The following is a 20,360-nucleotide window of genomic DNA, read 5'->3' as shown; positions in this document are numbered from 1 at the left end:
CCGCCCCGTCCCGGGCGTCGCGCCGCCTCCGGCGGGCGCGGGCGTGGGCCCCGCCCTGGCGCGATCGCCTGAGGCGGGGCGGGGCGCTCGCGGCCCCTACCGCACCGACCTCAACGCCCCGCGCCGGGACCCCTCCCGCGCAGCCCCGGCCGCCCCGGCGGATCCGGCAGCCCCGGCCGCTCCCGTCCCGGCCGTTCCCGCCGGCTCGGCCAACCCCACCAGTTCCGTCAGCGCGTCGATGCGGAAGTCCGCCGTCTCCACCACGTCGGGGTGGTCCGCCCACCAGTGCCCGTACGGGCCCCGCCGCAGATGCGCCGTCCGCAACCCCGCCGCCGCGGCCGGGAACAGGTCGTCGGCCGGATGGTCGCCCACGTACAGCGTCGCCTCCGGCCGCGCGCCCGCCGCCTCCGCCACCCGCGCGAAGAACTCCGGGTCCGGCTTCCGCACGCCCCACTCCGCCGAGGTGGCCACCAGGTCGGCGGGCAGGTCCAGCGACCGCAGCAGCTCCCCGGTCCGCACCGTGCCGTTGCCCGCCACCACGATCCGGACGCCCGCCGCCCGCAACTCGCCCAGCGAGGGCCGGACGTCCTGGTAGAGGTCCGACTCGTCGAGGTGCTCCCCGCGCCCGGCGGCCGCCCGGGCCCGGCCGGCCTCCTCGACGTCCATGTCGGGCCGCAGGATCCGCAACGCGTCCGTGGCATCGCGGCCCTGGGCGACCACCGCGCCCACCAGCGCGCTGAGCGTGTGCGGCGGTACGCCGAGCCAGTTCGCCCAGGACGCCCAGTTCCGGTCGTCGCGTACGAGGGTTTCGCCGATGCCGAGAACGATCGTCTCCATCATCGTCCCGACACTAAGGGCTGTCCCGCGATTCGCGGTGGATCAGCGCGCGGCGTCGGATGCGGTGCACCGCAGGGCGGAGGGGCATCCGCGTACGGGTGACCCCGTGCCCCCGGGGGCCGGTGGACGCGGGCCGGAGGCCCCGGGCCGGGGCGCGCACCCCGCTCGTATGCTCGGTCCATGACCGATCCCGATGCCCAGAGCGGACGTCCGACCACCAACGCCATGCGGCGCGCGCTCAAACGGGCCCGTGACGGCGTCGCCCTCGACGTGACCGAGGCCGCCGTCCTGCTCCAGGCGCGCGGCGACGATCTGACGGACCTCGCGGCCTCCGCCGCCCGGGTGCGGGACGCCGGCCTGGAGGCGGCGGGTCGGCCGGGCGTGATCACGTACTCCCGCAAGGTCTTCATCCCGCTCACCCGCCTCTGCCGCGACCGGTGCCACTACTGCACCTTCGTCACCGTCCCCGGCAAGCTCCGCCGCGCCGGGCACGGCATGTTCCTGTCGCCGGACGAGGTGCTGAAGATCGCCCGCGAGGGTGCGGCCATGGGCTGCAAGGAAGCGCTGTTCACGCTCGGGGACCGCCCCGAGGACCGCTGGCCCGAGGCGCGGGAGTGGCTGGAGGCGGAGGGGTACGACGACACCCTCGCGTACGTACGGGCGATGGCGATCCGGGTCCTGGAGGAGACGGGGCTGCTGCCCCACCTCAACCCGGGCGTGATGACGTGGACCGACCTCCAGCGCCTCAAGCCGGTCGCCCCCTCGATGGGGATGATGCTGGAGACGACGGCGACCCGCCTGTGGTCCGAGCCCGGCGGCCCGCACCACGGCTCCCCGGACAAGGAACCGGCCGTACGGCTGCGGGTGCTGGAGGACGCGGGACGTTCCAACGTTCCGTTCACCACCGGCATCCTGATCGGGATCGGGGAGTCGTACGAGGAGCGCGCCGACTCCCTCTTCGAGCTGCGGAAGACGGCCCGCGCCTACCACGGCATCCAGGAAGTCATCGTGCAGAACTTCCGCGCCAAGCCGGACACGGCGATGCGCGGGATGCCCGACGCCGAGCTGGAGGAGCTGGCCGCCGCCATCGCGGTGGCCCGGCACATTCTCGGCCCGTCCGCCCGCATCCAGGCCCCGCCGAACCTGGTGGACGCCGAGTACGCGCTCCTCATCGGCGCGGGGATCGACGACTGGGGCGGGGTGTCGCCGCTCACCCCCGACCACGTCAACCCCGAGCGCCCCTGGCCGCACATCGACGAACTGGCCGAGCGGACCGCCGAGTCGGGCTTCCAGCTCCGCGAACGCCTGACCATCTACCCCGAGTTCATCCAGCGAGGCGAGCCGTGGCTGGACCCCCGGCTCCTCCCGCACGTGCGCGCCCTGGCCGACCCGGAGACGGGCCTCGCCCGCGAGGACGCGCTCCCGGCCGGCCTGCCCTGGCAGGAGCCGGACGAGGGCTTCACCTCCTCCGGTCGCACCGACCTGCACGCCACCATCGACACCGAGGGCCGCACCGGCGACCGCCGCGACGACTTCGACGTGGTGTACGGGGACTGGGAGGCGCTCCGCGAGGCCGCGGCCCCCGGCATGGTGCCGTCCCGCATCGACGCCGACGTCCGCCAGGCGCTGGGACAGGCCGCCGACGACCCGACGAAGCTCACCGACGGCCAGGCCCTCGCCCTGCTCCACGCGGACGGCCCGGCGCTGGACGAACTGTGCCGGATCGCCGACGCGTTGAGGAAGGACGTGGTCGGGGACGACGTCACCTACATCGTCACGCGGAACATCAACTTCACCAACGTCTGCTACACCGGCTGCCGTTTCTGCGCGTTCGCCCAGCGCCGCACGGACGCCGACGCCTACACCCTCTCCCTGGACCAGGTCGCGGACCGGGCGGCGCAGGCGTGGGACGTCGGCGCGGTCGAGGTCTGCATGCAGGGCGGCATCCACCCGGACCTGCCGGGCACCGCGTACTTCGACATCGCGCGGGCGGTGAAGGAACGCGTCCCCGGCATGCACGTGCACGCCTTCTCGCCCATGGAGGTCGTCAACGGCGCGACCCGCACCGGGATGTCGGTCCGCGACTGGCTGACCGCCGCCAGGGAGGCCGGGCTCGACTCGATTCCCGGCACGGCGGCGGAGATCCTGGACGACGAGGTCCGCTGGATCCTCACCAAGGGCAAACTGCCCACCGCCACCTGGCTGGAGGTCGTCAGGACGGCGCACGAGGTCGGCCTGCGCTCGTCCTCGACGATGATGTACGGGCATGTGGACCAGCCCCGCCACTGGCTCGGCCACTTCCGCACGCTGGCCAGGCTCCAGCAGGAGACGGGCGGCTTCACGGAGTTCGTCACCCTCCCCTTCATCCACACCAACGCCCCGGTCTACCTGGCGGGCATCGCTCGCCCCGGCCCGACCGACCGCGACAACCGCGCGGTGACGGCGATGGCACGGCTGCTCCTTCACCCGCACATCACCAACATCCAGACGAGCTGGGTGAAGTTGGGCACGGAGGGGGCGGCGGAGATGCTCCGCTCGGGCGCGAACGACCTGGGCGGCACACTGATGGAGGAGACCATCTCCCGCATGGCGGGGTCGAGTTACGGCTCGTACCGCTCCATCCAGGACCTGAAGGCCATCGCCGACCTGGCGGGCCGCCCGTCCCGCCCCCGTACGACGCTCTACGGCGAGGTCCCGGCCGAACGCGTGGCGGCGGCCACCGCCTCGGACGGCCACCTGCCGGAGCTGCTGCCGGTGCTGCCGAGCTGAGGACGGGGGAGAGGCGGGCGCGCCTCGGGGAGAAATCGGCGCGCCTCGGGGTCGGGACCGGTGCGGTTCCGCCCCCGGGCGCGCCGAGTCCCCCCGGCTGCCCCGCCCCCGAAGACCTTCTGGCTGTCGCCCGTACGACGATTCTGCTTTCGCCCCCGGGGCCGCCTTTCCCTCGGCCTTGTCTTCGTTCCTCGATCGTTTGCCGGGCAGCCGGCGGACGGCCTCCCGCTGCCGCCGGGCAGGAGGCGGCGGCCTTCCGTTTCTTTCTGTCATGTACTGGGCAACTCTTGCGGAAGTCCCCCTGCCGTGACGTGCTGCCGAGTCAGGAGCGATACCTCATGCGAAACCCGCCGACACCGGTTCTCCCCCGCAGGGCCCGCGATGGATCGCCCTCGGTCCCGGCCGGCCCACGCCCCCGGCGCAGGCGACGGGCCGGCCGCACCGCCACCGTCCTCGCCGCCGCCGGCCTCCTCGTGCTGGGCGCCGCCTCCGCCGCCCACGCCGATCCGCCGGGCAGCCTCCCTCAGAACGCGGGCGGTGACGAGCAGACCTTCTCGCCCGCCTACGACTACGACGGTGACGGCTGCTACGCCACCCCCGCCATCGGGCCGGACGGCACCCTCGCGCCCGGGCTCAGGACGACCGGCGCGGTCAACGGAAGCTGCCGGGACCGGTGGGACCTGGACAACTCCCAGACGTACGCCCGCTCCCTGTGCAACAACGGCTGGTGCGGCATCGTCTACGCCAGCTACTTCGAGAAGGACCAGGCCGTCCACGGCAGCGGACTCGGCGGCCACCGCCACGACTTCGAGCATGTGATCTCCTGGGTCCACCAGGGCTCCAACCAGGTGGAACACGTCTCCACCACCCAGCACAGCACCGTGAAGACCTACCCGCGCTCCCAGGTGCGGTTCGACGGCACGCACCCCAAGGCCGTCTACCACAAGGACGGTTTGAGCACGCACTTCTTCCGCCTCGCCAACGGCGGCGACGAGCCGCCGGAGAACCACTACGGCACCTGGCGCCGCCCCCCGATCGTCGACTGGAACGGCTTCCCCAGCACGCAGTTGCGCGACAAGCTCATGAACGCCGACTTCGGCGCGGCGACCATCAAGGTCACCGACAAGGACAACCGCTTCCGGAACCTGCTCGCCAACGCCGAGCCCGCCGGAATCCCCTTCGACCCCTGGGCCTGACGAACGGGCCCGCCGCCCGCCCGGGGAGGCCGGGGAGGCCGGGGAGGCCGGGGAGGCGGCCGTGCGGTTCGCGCCCGCGCGGGCCGTCCTCCCCCCCCCAACCGCCGCCGGTCGTCGCACGCGGTCGGCGGCGGCGGCTCCCGGACGTGACCGCCCGCTGACAGACTGGCCCCATGCCGCCGACCAGCCCGCGCCGCCTCTCCCTCCAGCAGATCGTCGAAGGACAGCGGCGTGCCGCGTTCGTCGGGCGCCGAGCCGAACTCGACCTCTACCGGAGGAACTTCACCATCCCGCCCGAAGACCCCCGGCACCGGTTCGTCTTCCACGTGCGGGGCAACGCCGGGGTCGGCAAGACCTCGCTCGTACGGGAATGGCGCGAGGCGGCGGTGGAGTTCGGGGCGGTGACCGCGTCGGTGGACGAGAGCGCCGACTCCGTGCCCGACGTACTCGCCGCGTTCGCCGCGCAGTTCGCCGAACAGGGGCACCCGCTCAAGGCGCTCGACCGGCTGCTCGACACCTACCGGTTCGCCCTCCACGAGGCGGCCGGGCGACTCGCGGCGGACAACGAGTCCTCCCCGGGCGGGATTTCGGCCGGCGGCCCGTCCGCCGGGGCGCTCGCCGCCGCGCAGGCCGGGCTGATCGCGGCAGGGGCGATACCGGTCGTCGGGGCGCTGGCCGGAGGCATCGACCCGGCGGTCCTGGCGCGGAGCGCGGGCGGCCTGCGGACGGTGTTCGGTCGGGCCCGGCAGCAGGAGGAGGCCCGGCTGCTGGCGGAACCGGTACAGGTCCTCACCCCGGTGTTCGTCGCCGAGATCGTCCGGGTCGCGGACGTGGCGCCCTGGCTCGCCCTGTTCCTGGACACCTACGAGCGCACCGCCCCCCAACTGGACCGGTGGGTGGCGGACCTGCTCACCGCCGGACGGTACGGCGACCTGCCCGCCAACCTCGTCCTGACCCTGGCCGGCCAGCGCCGTCTGGACCCCGTGCACTGGGGCGACCGCGGCCGCCTGGTCGCGGACGTGCCGCTCGGGCCGTTCACCGAGGCCGAGTCGCGCCAACTCCTCCACGGGCGAGGCGTGGTGGCGGAGCCCGTCGTACGGGAGGTGCTGCGGCTCTCCGGCGGCCTGCCCGTCCTGGTGTCCACGCTCGCCGCCAACCCCGGGGCGGCCGGAGAAGCCAACGCCACGGCCGTCGAACGCTTCCTGGCCGGCGAGAGCGACCCGGTCCGCCGGGCTGCGGCGCTGGCCTGCGCGCTGCCCCGCCGGTTCGACGAGGACCTGGTGGCCGTCGCCGTGGCCGCCGCGAAGGACGGGCCGTACACCGTGCCGGAGCTCTACGACTGGCTGCACGAGCTGCCGTTCGTCGCCGAGCGGCATTCCGGCCGCTCCCGCTACCACGCCGTGGTCCGGGCGCCGATGCTGCGGCTCCAGCGCACCGGATCGCCCCAGCGCTGGAAGGCGGGCCACGACCGGCTGGCCGAGGAGTTCGCGGCCCGCCGGGACGCGGCGGGCGAGGGCGTCGACCCGGAACGCCTGTGGGCCGACCAGCCCTGGCGCCGGGCCGCCCTGGAAGTCCTCTACCACCGGCTGTGCGCCCGCCCGCGCACCGCGCTGCCCGAGGCCCTGCGCGCCGGGATCGCCCTCTGCGACCAGCGGCCCTCGCGCGCCCGGCACTGGGCCCAGACCCTCGCGGAGGCGGGCGAGGACGCGGACGACGCCGTACTGCGGGAGTGGGGCCGCGACCTGCTCGCCGCCATAACGGACCACGGACCCCGCCCCACCGCCGCCCTCGGCCTCCTGCTGACCCGGGCCGAACTGACCGACCGGGACCGGGCCGCGGCCCTCGTGGCGCGGGCCTGGGACCGCTTCCGGGCCGGGGAGCTGGACGCCGCGCTCTCCGACCACGGGCGGGCCATCGCCGTCGACCCGCGCAGCGAACGCGCCCACCAGGGCCGGGCGGTGATCCTGCGGTCGCTCGGCCGGTACGAGGAGGCCCTCGCGGACCTGGACCGGGCCGAGGAGATCGCGCCCGCCTGGGCCTGGGCGGTACGGGAACGGGGCGAGACGTACCGGCGGATGGGCCGCCTGGAGGAGGCCCTGACCGTCCTGGACCGGGCCCACGCCCTGGACCCCTGCGACGCCGTGCCGCTGGGCAGCCGGGGCCTGGTCCGCCACGCCCTCGGCCGCCACGAGGACGCGCTCGACGACTTCGACCGGGCGATAGCGCTGTGGCCGGAGTACGCGTGGGCACTGGTGCGGCGCTCCCGCGTCCGCACGGCCCTCGGCGACCCGGTGGGCGCCCTCGCGGACCTGGACCGGGCCGAGGAGCTGGCCCCCGGGCGGGCGGGCACGGAGGGGGAGCGGGGCGAGGTCTACCGGGCGACGGGGCGGTACGAGGAGGCCGTCGCCTGTTACGACCGGGCCCTCGTCCTGGACCCCCACTACGCCTGGGCCCACGGCAGCCGCGCCCTCGCGCTGGAGGCCCTGGGCCGCCTGGCGGAGGCCCGCGCGGGCCTGGACCGGGCGCTGGAACTGGACCCGGCGTACGTGTGGGCGCGGGAGCAGCGGGAGCGGCTGGAGGCCGCCGGGGAGCCGTAGGGGCGGGGGCGCGCGGCGTACGGGAGTTCCGGAGGGGCCGCCCCGGAGGAACCGCCCCCCCCCGCTGGTCCCCAGGGCGGAAACCGCGCGCAAAAACGACTCGCGGGACGTCCGTCGACATACCCGTACGTACCCCGGTCGCCCCCTCTACGGCCCGTTCCCGTTCGATTACAGTGCTTGCGCGGTCGCCCGCAGCGGGCCCGCGCAGCCGAGTACGGGTGACGGGGAAGAGGGGGCGGGGTGAGCACAGCGACCACGGCGGTCTGGGGCCGGGCCGAGCAGCAGGACTTCCGCAGCCGGGTCCGCGGGGCCCTGCTCGGCGGGGCCGTCGGGGACGCGCTCGGCGCCGGGGTCGACGGGCTCGCCCTGGAGGAGATCCGCGCGGCCCACGGCGCCGAAGGGGTCGTCGACTACGTCCCCGCCCACGGCAGACGCGGCGCCGTCACCGCCCTCACCCAGCTCACCCTGTTCACCGTCGACGGTCTGATACGCGCCCAGGTCCGCCGCGACATCGGAGCCTGGCACCCGCCCACCGACGTGCACCGGGCCCATCTGCGGTGGGCCGCCACCCAGCACCACTGGGGGCCCGACGAACGGTGCGAGGACAACGGCTGGCTGGCCGCCGAGGAATGGCTCTACGCCCGCCGCGATCCCGCCCGGGAATGCCTCGGCGGCTTCGGCGACACCACCATGGGCACCCTCGACCGGCCGAAGAACCCCACCGCCCGGGACGCGGGCGCGCTCACCCGGTCCGCCCCGTTCGGGCTCCTCGTGGGCTGGGAGCCGGGGCTCGTGCTGCAACTGGCCGTGGAGTGCGCGGCCCAGTCCCACGGCCACCCCGCCGCCCAGCTCGCCGCCGGGGCCTTCGCCGTACTGGTGCACGGGCTGGCGCGCGGGGAGAGCCTGGACGCCTCCGTGCAGAACACCCTGGCCCTGCTCGCCGAACGCCCCGGCCACGAACCGGTGACCGAGGGGCTGCGCCGGGCCCTCGGGTCGGTGCGGCAGGGCATACCCGGTCCGGCGCTGATCGAGGCGCTGGGGGCGACCGACGCCGCCGAGGAGGTCCTCGCGGTCGGGGTGTACTGCGCGCTGGTCGGCGAGGACGTCCGGCACGGACTGCGGCTCGCGGTGAACCACAGCGGCCCCTCGCGCTCCACCGGTTCGGTCTGCGGGGCCCTGCTGGGCGCGCTGCACGGCGAGACCGCGCTGCCGCCGGCCTGGCTGGCGGAGCTGGAGGGGCGGGCCACGCTCCTCCAGCTGGCCGACGACTTCTCCATGGAGATGACCCAGGGGCCCGCCCTGCACACCCCGGTCGCCGTCGCCCCGGGGTGGCTCGCCCGCTACCCGCGCGCGTGACGGGCCCGGCGCATCCCGTCCCCGGCAGGTGAATTGACGGAGCGCCGGGTCGGAGTGCGGCGGGGGCCGGGAGAGAAGGGAAGCGGGAGGGGCGGGGCGGGGTGGGCGCGGCGGACGAAGAAACGGGCGTGGGCGTCATGCCGGGCGCGGGCGTCATGCCGGACGGGGGCGGGAGCCGGATGTGCCGAGCCCCCTCGGCCAGGACGGCGAACCGGTCGAGAGGGCTCCATCAGGTGGTCCGGTGGGGCGTGATCAGGCGTTGACCGTGCCGGCGGCCACATCGCGCACGAACGCGTTCCACGCACCGGGGACGAAGGTGAGCGAGGGGCCCTCGGGGGCCTTCGAGTCACGTACGGCGATGTCCTGGACCGGGGACTTGACCTCGACGCACGCGCCGTTGCCCCCGGAGTACGACGACTTCGTCCACGTGTCCGTAGCACCCTGAAGAATTGCCATGTTCACTCCGGTTCAGAGAGTTGGGGGGTTCGCGCCAACCTGATTCCGATTGGCGTGATCGACGCTACTCGCCAAGCCCGGTCCATGAGATAGCCGTTCACACGTCCGGGTGGTCTCCGCCTGGTTGGCCTTCCAAGGCGGACGAGCAGCGGTGTATCATCCGGCCGCCCGCCCGTTCGGCCCTGCTCGGATTCCGCTTCGAACGCCGAGGCGCGTGTCCTGAAACCACCCGCCCCGGCCGCCACTTCCGCCCCGGCGGCCCCTCCCGGCCCCGCTGCCCCTCCCGGCCCGGGGCCCGCCCCCGGTCCGGCCCGCGATGCTCCGCTGTTCGGCACGCGGCGGCTTCCCCCTCCCGGGCTCTCAACCGGTGTACGACTTCGCGATCCTGCTGATGAACTCCCGGGTCTGCTCGACGTTCAGCGCCTGCGCCCGGAGGTGCTCGTACATCACGCTGTAGCGCTGCACGTCGTGCGCCTTCTCCAGGTAGAGATCGCTCGTGACGCCCTCGATGTAGACGACGCTGGAGTCCGCCGCGTCCGGGAACTCCAGGATCGCGTACTGGCCGTTGATGCCCGGATGCGCGCCCATCTCGAACGGCAGGACCTGCACGGTGACGTGCGGCAGGTGCGACTGCTCGACGAGGTGTTCCAACTGGTCGATCATCACCTGCTTGTCGCCGACCACCCGGCGCAGCGCCGACTCGTCGATCACGGCCCACAACCGCAGCGGGTTATCCGGCGAGTTGACCCGGTCCTGCCGCCGCGACCGTACGTTGACCCGCTTCTCGATGTCCGAGGGCGGGGCCTCGGGAAGCGCGCCGCTGATGAGCGCCTCCGCGTACGCCCGGGTCTGGAGCAGGCCCGGGATCATCTGGGGCTCGTACACCCGCAGCGACTCCGCGTCGGTCTCCAGACCGATGTAGACGCTGTACGGGATGTCGCCGAAGGCGTGCCACCAGCCCTGCTGGCGGGAGTCCTTGGCCATCTGCATGAGGGAGTCGACGACGCGGTGGTCCTCGACCTCGTACACCCCGCAGAGGTCGCGGACGTCGCGCTGGCTGATGGACCGGCGGCCGTTCTCCAGCCGGCTGATCTTCGACTGCGACACCAGCAGCCGCTCCGCGACTTCCTCGGCCGTCATGCCTTTGAGTTCGCGCAGACGGCGCAATTCCTGGCCCAACCTGCGTCGCCTGACCGTGGGATTGACGTTGGACGGCACGGAAACGGCACCTCCGGCTATGTAGCTGTGCGTATCTACTGCTCAGCAGATTGCCACCCTTCGCCCCGGCCGCGCTGGGAAACGGTCACACGCAGGGGTGCGGGGGCGTGCGCACCGGAGCACACGAGGGCGCGCATGCGCACGGGGCAGCCGGTGATGGTGACTACCGGCTGCCCCGTGCGTGGTGCGGCTCCCGGACCGGGTCCCGTGGTGCGTCGGACGGCGGTACGGCGGTGTGCTCCTCCCAGGCCCGTGCGTTCAGCTCGCGGCGGTGTGCGCCATGCTGCTGCGACGGGTCTGTGATTGCGGCTGCAACGGAACGCCCGCTGCCTGCTGCGTACGGCGTGGCTGGACGGCCACCCCGTTCTGGACGTCCATCACGGCGTGCGCGACGAGACCGCCCATCGGGTCGTGCCTGATCAGATCCCGGAGCCGGGAGCGCGATGAACGCCCCTCGTTCCCCGGATACAGGTGCTTGCCGAGTCCGACCGCGTGGGCCAGTGCGGCGAGCGCCGCGGTCCGCGGGTCCGGCGGTACGCCGGTGCGGATCGCGTTGTCCAGCCGGTTCCTGATGTCCCGGCTGATCGCCGTGTCCGTCGCTTGGTAGCGAGTCGTCGGCAGCACTCCGCACATCTGGCCCGCCACGGCGTGAACCATGCCGCACCGCTCCAGATGAGCGAGATAGATCTGGCGCAGCCCCAGACGGGGGCCGCCTATCCAGTGGACCGCCCGGACCGGGCTGCCGCGACGGCGCAGCAGTTCCAGTGCGGAGTCCAGAGTCGGATCTCCTGTCGGCCGTGGCATCACCACGGCGATACGATCCCCGTCAGGGGCTATCCGTCCTGCCAGAGCCAGCTCCACTAGCTGTGCCCCGGCCAGGCCGAGGTCGAGCGACTGCGGCTGCGCTGTGGTACCCGTGGTCGGGTCCAGAGCGAGCAACAGAAGCTCCTCCGGGATTGTTCTGCGGCTCCTGCCCATCCATGCCTCCCCGCGTGGATGTCTGACAGGGTGACCCCTCTCACATTCATCTGTCGAGAGCGCCTGACTGCTATGTACGGGAACCAGTAGGTATGTCGTTCTCGTCTAGCAGCTCGGCCCAGGGTTCACACAGGACACTGGTAGATGGTTCGGACAGCGCGGGGCGGCCCCGCAGCGCATGAGGAGGCATCGGTGGCGGGCGAGTCCCCCGACAAAACGGAGCAGCGGAAGTCGTCGTCGGGGACGGCTGCGGAGGAACGCGACCCGCGCTTCGCCGTCTTCCGCGACCCCGGCACGGCCGAGGACGAGGCGGAGACCGCGGACACGGGCTCGGGAGCCGGTTCGGGTACGGGCTCGGGAGCCACGTCCGACACGGCCACCGCGGTGTTCCGTCCCCGGCTGCCGGAGGACGAGTCCCGGCGTGGGCCGAAGCCCGAGGCGAAGTCCGGGCCGGCGGCCGCGTCCGAAGCCGAGCCCGAGGCCGCGTCCGACCCCGACCCCGAATCCGAAGCCGAGGTCGCGCCCAGGACCGGGACGGAGGCCGCATCCAAGACCGAGGCCGCGTCCGAGGCCGCATCCAAGACCGAGCCGGAAGCCGTGACGGAGCCGGAGAACGCGCCGGAGGCCGCTTCCACGGCCTCCGGGACCCCCACGGCCCCCGGAGCCGCCGGGAAGGCCGCGGAGTCTCCTGAGGGCCCGGAAGCCCCTCGGGGCGGCACGGGCCCGGACGAGGGCGCGGAGCGGCCCGACGCGGAGGCATCTGACGGGAAGACCCCCGCGGCGGGGTCCGCGGACGAGGCCGGGCCCGACGCGGCCGGTGACGGTCGCCTGCGTGCCGCGGTCGCCGCCTGGGTCGACGCCGACGCGAGCCCCGAGGACGGGCCGGCGGCGGACGGCAAGGGCGCCGCCGGGGCCGCCGAGGCCGACGAGGACACGCCCTCCGCGGCGGCGGAGCCCGGGCCCGCGCCGAGCCCTGCGGCGGACGGCGCGGAACCGGAGCCGGACGCGGAGCCGAAGCCGGACCCGAAGAACGAGCAGGGCGGGCAGGTCGAGCAGGGCGGGCAGGTCAAGCAGGGCGGGCAGGCCGACGAGCCGGAGTCCGGAGCGAAGGAGTCCGAGGGCGAGCCGGGGGCCGACGACGCGTCGGACGCCGACGGCACACCGGAGGCCGAAGCAGCCCCGGACCGCGCACCCGACGCGGGGGCGGGCCCCGACGGCTCCTCCGACCCGCGAGGAATCGATCAGCCGACCGCCGTCTTCCAGACGCTCAAGCCGGGCAGGACGACCTGGGGGATCGACCAGGCCACGACCGCGCTGAAGCTCCCGCGCGACACGAAGCCCGGGGCCAGGAGCGACATCGAGCCGCGCGTCGAGGCCGGGTCCGGCGCCGAGCCCGGCACCAAGCCCGGACCCACGTCCGGCGCCGAGCCCGGGACCACGTCCGGCACCAAGCCCGGCACCAAGGACGCCGCAGGGCCCGGCGGCGCACCGGAGAGCGACGCCGAGCGCACGAGCACGTTCGTGCCGCTCCGCTCCGACGACGTACGCGCCGCTCCCCGGAAGCCCGAGGCCGGCGCAGGGGCCGCCGCGGGGCCCGAGGCGCCCGCGCGGACTCCGGAGGCCGACGCCCCCGCACCCGCCGTCCCGTCCTGGGCGGCGGCCGAGCGGACCCGGCAGCAGCCGCTCCCGCCGAGGCCGCCGCTCGACCTGCTCGCCGAGCTGACGAACACCCCGCCGCCCCCGGAGACCCCGGTCCGGACCGCCGTCCGGCGGGTCAAGATCTGGACCCCGCTGGTGCTGCTCCTGCTGATCGTCTTTGCGATCGTGCAGGTGATGCGCCCGCTTCCCGCGCCCTCCCTGGAGCTCACGGCGAAGCCGACGTACACCTTCGAGGGCGGGGAGACGAAGCTGTCCTGGCCGGGCCAGGGGCAGTCGGCCGTGATGGTGGACGGCGTCGGCTCCCTCGGCAGCGAGGGAGCGCAGAAGCCGGCCCCGATCGCCAGCGTCGCCAAGGTCATGACCGCCCATGTGATCCTCCAGGAGCACCCCCTCAAGGGTGACGAGGAGGGCGAGAAGATCACCGTCGACCAGAAGGCGGAGGACGAGTCCAAGCGTCCCGACGAGTCGACGGCCCCCCTGACCAAGGGGCAGAAGCTGTCCCAGCGGCAGATGCTCCAGCTGCTGATGATCCCCTCGGGGAACAACGCGGCCCGTCTGCTCGCCCGGTGGGACGCGGGCTCCGAGGACGCCTTCATCGACAAGATGAACGACGCGGCCAAGGATCTCGGGATGGTGAACTCCACGTACACCGACCCGAGCGGGCTGGAGAAGACCACCGTCTCCACCGCCGCCGACCAGCTGAAGCTGGCGCAGGCGGTCATGCGCAACGAGGTCTTCCGGAAGATCGTGGACATGCCCGAGGTCGAGATCGAGGGCATAGACGGCAAGATCTACAACAACAACAACCTGCTGCTGCAGCCCGGCGTGAGCGGCATCAAGACCGGCTCCTCCACCCCGGCCGGCGGCAACCTGCTCTGGTCCGCGAACACCAAGGTCGACGGCAAGCTGCTGTGGATCTACGGAGCGGTCATGGGCCAGCAGGCCGGTACGGGCCGGGTCTACGACAGCCTGGAGCTGTCCCTCCAGAACAGCCTGAAGCTGATCAAGGACGCGCAGGAGGCCCCCACCTCGGCGACGGTGGTGAAGAAGGGCGACGTCGTCGGGTACGTGGACAACGGGTTCGGCGGGAGGACCGCGGTGATCGCCACCAAGAACCTCAAGGCGGTCGGCTGGCCCGGCCTGAAGGTCGAACTCCAGGTCACCGCCGGCGGCGGGGGCATCGACCACGAGGCGAAGGCCGGGAGCGAGGTCGGCATGGTGACCGTGGGCACGGGCACCGGAAAGATGACCGCGCCGGTGGTGCTGCAGGACGATCTGGCCCAGCCGGCCTTCGGCGACAAGCTGACCAGGATCGGCTGAGCGGACCGGCCCGCCGGGCCCGGCCCCGGCGTACCGACCGGACCGGCCGGTACCGACCCACCGGGCGGGTGGAAGGGGGAGGGCGAAGCGACCGCTTCGCCCTCCCCCTTCCCCCCTCCGGTCCATGACAGGGATACGTGCCGGAGGTACGTGTTAGCGTCCCCGAACAGGTACGGGGCCGGGGCAGGACGGGGAGAGCCGTAGTGACCACCGCGGAGCCGAGACCCGGCCGCGAGGCGGACGGGACCGCCGGGGCCGGGAGCGACGCCTTGCGCGTCCGCGTGCCGTCCCCCCGGGCGCCGGAGTCCTCCGACCCCGCCCCGCCCGCCGGGGCCCCCGCCCCCCGGGCGGCCTCACCGGCCACCCCCGAGACCCCCCGCGACCGGGCCCGCCGACTGCTCCGGCACCCCGTCGCCATCGCGACGGCGGCCGCCGCCGTGCTGCACCTGCTCTGGTTCTTCTTCTTCGCCAACACCGGCGGGGACATCGCCGCGCAGGACGCCTGGGCCGAGTTCGTGGGCCGGCACCCCGGCTCCGCGTACAACCTGGCCTGGTACGGGGGCATGCACCCCGTCTCGTACAGCGTGGTCTCGCCCTACCTGATGTCCGTGCTGGGCGTCCGTACGACGATGATGGTCGCCGGCACGGTCTCCTCCGGGCTGACCGCGCTGATCCTCGTGCGGGTGCCGGCCGTCCGCAACCCGCTGGCCTGCGCGCTCGCCGGGGTCTTCGCGTTCCTGTGCAACGCGCTGTCGGGCCGGGTGACGTTCGGGCTCGGCATGATGTTCGCGGTCGGCGCGGTGGCCGCGGTGTTCTGCTGGCCCCACCGCTGGCGGTACAAGCGATGGGCCAAGGCCGCCGTCGCCGCCCCGCTCGCGGCGCTCGCGACCGCCTCCAGCCCGGTCGCCGGCCTCTTCCTGGGGGTCGTCGCGGCGGCGCTGTTCCTGCACAAGCGGCGCCCCGGCGCGTACGCGATCGGGCTCGCCCCGGTGGCCGTGGTCGGCCTCTCCGCCTGGCTGTTCCCGTTCTCCGGTACGCAGCCGATGTCGCTCGGGACGCTGTCCCTGCCGTTCCTCTTCTCGGTGCTCGTCTTCGTCCTCGTCCCGCGCGACTGGAGCACGGTCCGCACCGCCGCCGCCGTCTACGGGATCGGCACCCTCCTCACGTACGTCGTCGACTCGCAGATCGGGTCGAACATCACGCGGATGGCGATGCTGTTCGCCGGGGTGGCGCTGCTCGCCGCCCTGCCGTACACGGCGCCGCGCAGCCGCCGCTGGTACGCCCTGGTGCTGGCCTTCGCCGGACTCAACTTCTGGATCGGCTTCAAGAGCGTCGACGACATCGTCCGCACCGCCCCCGCCGCCTCCTGGAACCGCGAACTGGCCCCCCTGGTCAACCAGCTCCAGCAGGTGGGGGCCGAACGCGGCCGGGTCGAGGTCGTCCCCGCGAGCAGCCACCGCGAGTCCTCGGCGCTCGCCCCCTACGTCCAGCTGGCGCGCGGCTGGAACCGCCAGGCGGACATGGAGCGCAACCCGCTCTTCTACGACGACACGCTGGACCCGGTGAGCTACCGGGAGTGGCTGGACCGCTGGGCCGTGCACTACGTGGTGCTGCCCAAGGACCGGCCGGACAACGGGGCGGTCCAGGAGGCGGAGCTGGTCGAGCAGGGGCAGCCGTACCTGCGCGAGATCTGGGGCGACGAGAACTGGAAGCTGTACCGGGTGCTGGACCCGGTGCCGCTCGCCGACCCGCCGGCGACGGTGGAGCGGGCGGGCGCGGGCGGGGTGACGATCACCGTGAAGTCGGCGGGCCGGGTCCTGATCCGGGTTCCGTACACGCGGTGGCTCGCCCTGGTCGACGAGGACGGCAAGCCGGTGGAGCGCCCGCAGGAGACCGAGGAGTCGAAGCAGCGGTCGCAGGAGGACGAGACCGCGCCGAAGACCTACCTCAACACGCACGGCTGCCTGAACAAGGTGGAGGAGGGCCCGTACGGCGACGAGTGGACCGAACTGCTCGCACCGCGACCGGGCGTGTACCGGCTGACGGCCCCGTACCAGTTCCAGCCGGGCACGCCCTGCCCGGAGGAGCTGAGCTGAGCCGGGGCGACCGGCCCGGGCCCTCCCGCCCCACCCGGGGCGGGCGGCGGGGGGAAGCTCAGCGCAGGAACCCGCGGTCGTACGGCGACAGCGCGGCGAGGGGCCCGGCGGCCCGGAGGACGGTGTCGAGGGCGCGGTCCGGATCGGCTGCGTAACACCCGCTGCCCCAGTCCGCGTTGGCTTCGATCACGGCCCAGCGGCCCTCGTGGTCACGGCCGACGTCGACGACGATCGCCGAGGGCAGGGTGTCCCCGGCGGTCGCGAGCACGTCCCGGCCGAAGGCGAGGGCGTCGCCGTGCGCGGGCCCGGTCCGGAGCCGGCCGGCCTCCGCGTACTGCCCGGCCGTGTGGACGGCCCCGTCGAGCAGGTGGAGCCGGTACTCGGCGGCGAACGTCATCACGTCGCTCACGAGCACGACGGCCGCCGGGTCCACGGCGTCCGGTCCGGGCAGCCGGGATCCGTCCGCGTACACGAGCGCCGGGATGCTCTTGTCGTTGGGCGACTTGACGAAGGCGGGGCGGCGCAGCCGGTGAGCCTCACCGATGGGCACGGCCCGGACCTCCCGCCGGGTGAGGGCCCGGGGGAGCCGTGCGAGCCAGTCGGCGGGGGCCTCCAGCAGCCCGATGCCGAGCGCGGGAGCCACCGCGTCGGCGAAGGAGGGCCCGGCGTGCAGATGCACGGCGGGCCCCCCGGTCCCGTCCCCGTCGCCCTTCCCGCCCCCGGTCCCGCCTGCGCCCCCGGCCCCGTCCCCGCCTCCGCCCCCGGTCCTGGCTCCGGTCCCGGTCCCGGCCACGGTCGGATTCTCCGCTACGGCGGAGGCGGGCACCTCCACGATGCGCAGCCCGCGCCGCAGCGCGGTGGCGCGCAGCGTACGGGCGGAGGCGGTGAGCCGGGGCGGGAGGACGAGGGTGCGCGGCGGACGGGTCATGGCCGGGCATCCTTCCGTACGCGGAGCGGGGGGCCCACCGGTTTCTCCGGGGCGCGGGCCGCGGGGGCCCGTTGCACCCGCCCGGAGTGACCTGGTTCGATCGGCGCATGATCCTGGAACCGTCGCTCGTCCGCCGCCTGATCGCCACCCAGTTCCCGCAGTGGTCGGACCTGCCCGTGGAGGCGGTCGGGGCGAGCGGGACGGTGAACGCGATCTTCCGCCTGGGCGCGGACATGGCCGTACGGCTGCCGCGCACGGAGGGCGGTGCGGCGGACGTGGCGACCGAGCACCGCTGGCTGCCCCGGCTGGCTCCGCGGGTGCCGTTCCCGGTGCCGGCGCCGCTCGCGCAGGGCGTCCCGGGGGAGGGGTTTCCCCGGCCGTGGTCGGTCTGCACCTGGCTGGACGGCGTGAACCCGAGCCCCGGAGACGCCTCTTCATCCTCCGACCTGTTCGCGGCGGACCTGGCGGAGTTCGTGCTGGCGCTCCGCCGGATCGACCCGGCGGACGCGCCGCCCGCCTACCGCTGCGAACCGCTGGCCTCCCGCGACACGGCGACCCGCGAGGCGCTGGCGGAGCTGGGCGGGGTCGTCGACGCGGAGGCCGTCGCCACCGCCTGGAAGGAGGCGCTGGCCGCCCCGCCCCGCGCGGACCGGCCGGTCTGGGTGCACGGGGACCTCCAGCCGGGCAACGTCCTGGTCGAGGACGGCCGCCTCACCGCGGTCATCGACTTCGGCTGCACCGGCCTGGCCGACCCGGCCGTCGACCTGATCGCGGCCTGGTACCTGCTGGCCTCCGACGCCCGCAAGACCTTCCGCACCGCCCTCGCCCCGGACGACGCCACCTGGGCACGGGGCCGCGGCTGGGCCCTGTCGATCGCCCTGCTGGAACTCGCGCACCACCGGGAGTCGAACCCGACGATGGCCCGCACCGCCGCGCACGTGATCGACGAGATCCTGGCAGCCCCGCTCACGGCCGGCGAGCGGTGAGCGGACGTCGTCGGACGGACGGGACGGTGACCCCGCGGCCCTCTGGATGACTCGCGCGAGGGGGCCTGGGGCGGCCTGTACGCCTCATCCGAGGAGGCCTGGGGCGGCCTGGGCGACTCGTGCGGCGGGGCCGCCTGCGGCAGGTGTCCCGGCGGGCGCGATGGCGGTCGGCAGTGCCCGATGCCGGCCAGCGGCCCCCAGAGCGACCGGCGCACGATCCGGCCAACACTCCATGCGGCCCGAGGCCCTGGCCCCGGCGTGCGACCCGCGCGCGCGAGGAGCCCCGGGGGAACGGTCCTCCGGGGCACCTGCCCTGCTGTGCCCCGGCAGGATGCGAACCTGCGACACCCGCTTAGGAGTTCGGCCGGGCGCCGCTGCGGCCCCCACTTCCCGCCACCGCGACAGCCGGACAGGAACGCCCACGTACGCCCCTGCCCAGCGTCGTTGATGTCAGCGGTAGATGTCAGAGACCTTCTGATCCGCAACTCTGTAGAGATCGGCCATCGGCGGTCATACAGCCCACCAGAGGGGTGTCGGTGGGAACTGCCGGGCGTAGTCGGCTGCTGGGGTTGCTGTACTTCGCTGCTGTACAGCCAGGGTCCGGTGGGGACTTAACCTGATGCGCTGCTCTCGCCCGTCACCTGGGGAACTCGCCTCCGTCGCGTTGTTGGCCTGGGAATGTACTTAGGCGGTTGCAGTCGCTCGTAGATATCTGAACTGCCGTCAGCCTTCATGCCTGGAACGAAGGCCCTCCCGGCGGCCAGCACCTCGTGATGACGCAGTGCGCGCTCCGAGAAAGTCTGCCCGAATGGAATTAGATGGTGAGTCAGGTACTCTTTAAAGAAGTCCTTATGTACGACATCGATCGCCATCGTTTTCCCCGCGTGCCCCATAAAGACTCCTGGATCTTCGGGCTCATGACGGTAAATCCGACACCAGGGAGTGAAGGTCAACTCCGTCCCCGAGGAGATTGCCTTCGCCTCCACCATTGGCGCATCAAGGACCGCCACCACGCAGAGCAGATGCACATCAAAATAGCGAAATGTTTCCTTAGGGGCAGACGAGGCAGAGAAGTGCGAGGCCGCGCTCGCTAGCGGCATAACAATACCGTTGTAGGCGTCTGCCCCTGACAACTCTAGCTTCGGCCCCTTTCGAGCGCATTTGCTCATAATGGAAAAGCCGTCCCGACTCATGAACGGTTCTTCTGAGAGTTCCAGCGCTCGCATCACGGGAAAGAGGAAAGTGGACCTCGTGTCATCACTCCATACCTTCACCTCTTCTTGTGCAAGTCCGGCGAGCTGGGGGAGTTTCAGTCGCCATGACGACCGATTAGGCGAGAAGAAGACATACGGAAGGTCCGACTGTTTGCATTCGATGAGAACCGTCAAGGACGTTCGAATTCGAGATTCCGCGGCTGACGGAGCGGCAAGCTCCCTTGTGGCCATCAGGTCACAGGACCGCATCTCCCCTGTAATTCGATCTCGAAATCCCCACTCCTGCTGGACGTGAAAATCACTTTCCAGAAGCTCGAATACGGAACTTTGGAGCGGATATCCCGACTTCTCAATCGCGTCTCCTAGGGCTTCTAGCGTAAGTCCCGCTTTGAGATGATTGCTTTCAGGGTTGGTAATTTTCAAACTCGCCATGCAGTGACACCTTTGGGTAAATTATCTCTACTTGATAGAGGTAGGCTCTTTTCCCAGCCTCAGGTGGGTAAAAAATCTTGGGAGGCGGCTCGGCTAGCTGCTGGGGCCCAGTTCGCCCAAGTTCGCTGCTGTCGGCACATAAGCGTATGGTGCAGCATCCTGGGAGCCGCATGTGGGAAATTACCCCAACCCACCGCACACCCCGCTCCGGCCGGCGCCCGCGAATGGCGCCCCATCCATCCCGGTGCCGGAGCGCCCCCGCCGGAGGCATCCTCTTGAAGCTGCAGGCTTGGTTCTCGTCTCATGCCCCACGGGCCT

The 20,360-nt window shown here is 73.0% G+C and carries 13 protein-coding genes; 7 read left to right on the top strand and 6 right to left on the bottom strand.

The features are described 5' to 3' along the window. Positions 1 to 96: 96 nt before the first annotated feature. A complete protein-coding gene (locus AMK24_RS28640) occupies positions 97 to 837 on the bottom strand; it encodes an HAD family hydrolase (RefSeq protein WP_073771804.1) in 741 nt (246 codons plus the stop codon). 180 nt (positions 838 to 1,017) lie between these two features. Between AMK24_RS28640 and AMK24_RS28635 the strand changes: the two genes are divergently transcribed. The 4 genes from AMK24_RS28635 (at position 1,018) to AMK24_RS28620 (ending at position 8,755) form a co-directional block, all read left to right on the top strand. Beyond that, on the top strand, positions 1,018 to 3,606 hold the full coding sequence (locus AMK24_RS28635; protein ID WP_073771803.1) for a bifunctional FO biosynthesis protein CofGH: 2,589 nt from the start codon (positions 1,018 to 1,020) through the stop codon (positions 3,604 to 3,606). Positions 3,607 to 3,944: 338 nt separating this feature from the next. After that, entirely contained in the window at positions 3,945 to 4,802 is an 858-nt protein-coding gene (locus AMK24_RS28630; protein ID WP_073771802.1) for an NPP1 family protein, read from the top strand. Between the two features lie 173 nt (positions 4,803 to 4,975). Continuing rightward, positions 4,976 to 7,399 (top strand): tetratricopeptide repeat protein, encoded by a 2,424-nt coding sequence (locus AMK24_RS28625; protein WP_073771801.1) that lies wholly within the window; start codon positions 4,976 to 4,978, stop codon positions 7,397 to 7,399. Between the two features lie 240 nt (positions 7,400 to 7,639). Continuing rightward, positions 7,640 to 8,755 (top strand): ADP-ribosylglycohydrolase family protein, encoded by a 1,116-nt coding sequence (locus AMK24_RS28620; protein ID WP_073771800.1) that lies wholly within the window; start codon positions 7,640 to 7,642, stop codon positions 8,753 to 8,755. A 252-nt stretch (positions 8,756 to 9,007) separates the two neighbouring features. Here the strand turns inward: AMK24_RS28620 and AMK24_RS28615 are convergent, their stop codons facing one another. The 3 genes from AMK24_RS28615 to AMK24_RS28605 form a co-directional block, all read right to left on the bottom strand. Continuing rightward, positions 9,008 to 9,211: a DUF397 domain-containing protein gene (locus AMK24_RS28615; RefSeq protein ID WP_073771799.1), complete on the bottom strand. Its 204-nt coding sequence runs from the start codon at positions 9,209 to 9,211 to the stop codon at positions 9,008 to 9,010. A gap of 360 nt (positions 9,212 to 9,571) precedes the next feature. Then, entirely contained in the window at positions 9,572 to 10,429 is an 858-nt protein-coding gene (locus tag AMK24_RS28610; protein ID WP_073771798.1) for a helix-turn-helix domain-containing protein, read from the bottom strand. 258 nt (positions 10,430 to 10,687) lie between these two features. Then, positions 10,688 to 11,407: a GOLPH3/VPS74 family protein gene (locus tag AMK24_RS28605; protein WP_073771797.1), complete on the bottom strand. Its 720-nt coding sequence runs from the start codon at positions 11,405 to 11,407 to the stop codon at positions 10,688 to 10,690. Between the two features lie 192 nt (positions 11,408 to 11,599). On the opposite strand from AMK24_RS28605, the gene AMK24_RS28600 reads away from it, so the two are divergent. After that, a complete protein-coding gene (locus AMK24_RS28600) occupies positions 11,600 to 14,386 on the top strand; it encodes a D-alanyl-D-alanine carboxypeptidase (RefSeq protein WP_073771796.1) in 2,787 nt (928 codons plus the stop codon). A 203-nt stretch (positions 14,387 to 14,589) separates the two neighbouring features. Next, positions 14,590 to 16,482 carry a hypothetical protein gene (locus tag AMK24_RS28595; RefSeq protein ID WP_073771795.1) on the top strand — a complete coding sequence of 631 codons (1,893 nt, stop codon included), beginning with the start codon at positions 14,590 to 14,592 and terminating at the stop codon, positions 16,480 to 16,482. A gap of 58 nt (positions 16,483 to 16,540) precedes the next feature. Here AMK24_RS28595 and AMK24_RS28590 read toward each other — a convergent pair whose 3' ends face one another. After that, on the bottom strand, positions 16,541 to 17,410 hold the full coding sequence (locus AMK24_RS28590; protein ID WP_073771794.1) for an ATP-grasp domain-containing protein: 870 nt from the start codon (positions 17,408 to 17,410) through the stop codon (positions 16,541 to 16,543). 107 nt (positions 17,411 to 17,517) lie between these two features. Between AMK24_RS28590 and AMK24_RS28585 the strand changes: the two genes are divergently transcribed. Continuing rightward, the gene (locus tag AMK24_RS28585) at positions 17,518 to 18,396 is read left to right on the top strand and encodes an aminoglycoside phosphotransferase family protein (protein ID WP_073771793.1); all 879 of its coding nucleotides are present in this window, start codon (positions 17,518 to 17,520) and stop codon (positions 18,394 to 18,396) included. Positions 18,397 to 19,007: 611 nt separating this feature from the next. On the opposite strand, the gene AMK24_RS33770 is transcribed toward AMK24_RS28585, so the two are convergent. Next, a complete protein-coding gene (locus AMK24_RS33770) occupies positions 19,008 to 20,042 on the bottom strand; it encodes a hypothetical protein (RefSeq protein ID WP_143203740.1) in 1,035 nt (344 codons plus the stop codon). Between the last annotated feature and the right edge of the window lie 318 nt (positions 20,043 to 20,360).

Source organism: Streptomyces sp. CB02366, from assembly GCF_001905905.1.
Classification (GTDB): domain Bacteria; phylum Actinomycetota; class Actinomycetes; order Streptomycetales; family Streptomycetaceae; genus Streptomyces.
The sequence above is the reverse complement of the archived record's forward strand: the minus strand, read 5'-3'. Positions and strand labels throughout refer to the sequence as shown.